General features: G+C 64.8%; 1 protein-coding gene and 1 pseudogene. Both read left to right on the top strand.

Features of this window, described 5'->3' with window-relative positions:
* Positions 1-290 (top strand): annotated as a pseudogene (locus IVB13_RS03230) (xanthine dehydrogenase family protein subunit M); the annotation flags it as partial.
* Positions 287-2115 (top strand): xanthine dehydrogenase family protein molybdopterin-binding subunit (locus IVB13_RS03235; RefSeq protein ID WP_247487699.1); only part of this gene is annotated, 1829 nt, incomplete at its 3' end. The pseudogene IVB13_RS03230 and the gene IVB13_RS03235, both read left to right, overlap by 4 nt.

Consider the following 2115-nt stretch of genomic DNA (forward strand, 5'->3'; position numbering starts at 1 on the left):
TCGGCGGAACGCACATCTACAGGAAGGTGCGCGACCGCGCGTCCTACGCCTTCGCGCTGGTCTCCGTCGCTGCAATCCTGCAGCGCGACGGGACCGGGCGGGTAGCCGTCGGCGGCATCGCCCACAAGCCGTGGCGGGTCGAAGCCGCCGAAGCCGAGCTTCCTAAAGGTGCAAAGCCCTTCTCCGCAGGGTTGCTCGCCGATGCAAAACCCACCAACGCCAGCGCGTTCAAATTACCGTTGGTCGAGCGGACCGTGGCCGCCGCCATGAACGAAATGAGGCAGCGATGAAGTTCGACAGACCCGCCGAAACCAACCCCATCGACCGCTTGCGTGTCGTCGGTCGCGCCCATCCCCGCATCGATGGCCCCTTGAAGACCACCGGGAAAGCGACCTACGCATATGAGCACCACGACGTCGTGACCAATCCGGCCTACGGTGTCATCGTGGGGTCGGCGATCGCCAAGGGACGCATCAAGAGCATGAACCTGGCGGAGGCGCAGCGCGAGCCTGGCGTCATCGCCATCGTCACGGCCGAGAGCGCCGGCAAGCTCGGCAAGGGAAAATTCAACACGGCAAAGCTGCTCGGCGGTCCCGAGATCGACCACTACCATCAGGCGGTCGCGGTGGTTGTCGCGGAAACGTTCGAACAGGCGACGGCGGCAGCCGGGCTGCTATGGATCGAATACACGCCCTCTGAAGGCAGCTTCGATCTCGAAGAGGCGCTGAAGGCCGCACCCCTTGCGAAGGACCCGAACAGTCCCGAGAAACAGGGGCCGCCCGAAGGTCGCGTCGGCGACTTCGAGCCGGCCTTTGCTCAGGCGCCGGTGAAGCTGGACGAGTTCTACACGACCCCCGACCAGAGCCATTCGATGATGGAGCCTCACGCCTCGATCGCGGCCTGGAACGGCGACAAGCTCACGGTGTGGACGTCGAACCAGATGATCGACTGGGGCAGGACGGATCTCGCGACCACCATCGGCATCCCCAAAGAGAACGTCCGCTTCGTGTCGCCGTACATAGGAGGCGGCTTCGGCGGCAAGCTGTTCCTGCGCTCGGATGCGGTGATGGCCGCGCTGGCAGCGAAGGCCGCCGGCCGTCCGGTGAAAGTCGCATTGCAGCGGGCGCTCATTCCCAATAACACCACACACCGCCCCGCCACCCGGCAGCGTATCAGGATCGGGGCGGGCCCTGATGGACGCATCGTCGCCATGGCGCACGAGAGCGGCTCCGGAGATCTTCCTGACGGTCAACCGGAGACGGCAACCAATCAGACGAGATTGCTATATGCCGGCGCCAATCGCCTGACAGCGATGCGCCTCGCCGTCTTGGATCTGCCGGAAGGGAACGCGATGCGCGCTCCTGGCGAGGCGCCAGGCATGATGGCGCTCGAGATCGCAATGGACGAATTGGCCGAGAAGCTTGGTCTGGACCCGGTCGAGCTACGCGTGCGGAACGACACCCGGGTCGACCCCGAGAAGCCGGACCCTCCGTTTTCTCAGCGCAATCTGGTGCGCTGCCTGCGCGAGGGCGCCGAGCGGTTCGGCTGGCAGCGCCGAAGCGCGTCTCCGGGCGCGGTGCGGGACGGACAATGGCTGGTGGGCATGGGCACAGCAGCCGCGTTCCGCAACAATTTGCTGATTCCTTCGGGGGCGCGCGTTCGTCTGGGAACGGACGGGGTGGTTGTCGTCGAAACGGACATGACCGACATCGGCACCGGCAGCTATACGATCATCGCGCAGACGGCCGCCGAGATGATGGGGGTCGACCTCGACAAGGTCGTGGTTCGGCTTGGCGATTCCTCTTTCCCTGTTTCGTCCGGATCCGGAGGACAGTTCGGCGCGAACTGTTCGACTTCGGGCGTTTACGCGGCATGCGTAAAGCTTCGGGAAGCCGTTGCGCAGCGGCTCGGCTTCAACTCGGCGGACGCTACGTTCTCGGATGGGCATGTGCTTAGCGGCAATCGTTCTGCGAAGCTTGCGGACGCCGTCCGCCAAGGAGATCTGCTCGGCGAGGACAAGATGGAATGGGGCGGCCTCGACAAGAGCTACCAGCAGTCGACCTTCGGTGCCCACTTCGTCGAGGCTGCCGTCGATAGCTTCACTGGCGAGATCCG

This window comes from Bradyrhizobium sp. 17 (genome assembly GCF_023073515.1).
GTDB classification, from domain to species: Bacteria; Pseudomonadota; Alphaproteobacteria; order Rhizobiales; family Xanthobacteraceae; genus Bradyrhizobium; species Bradyrhizobium canariense_D.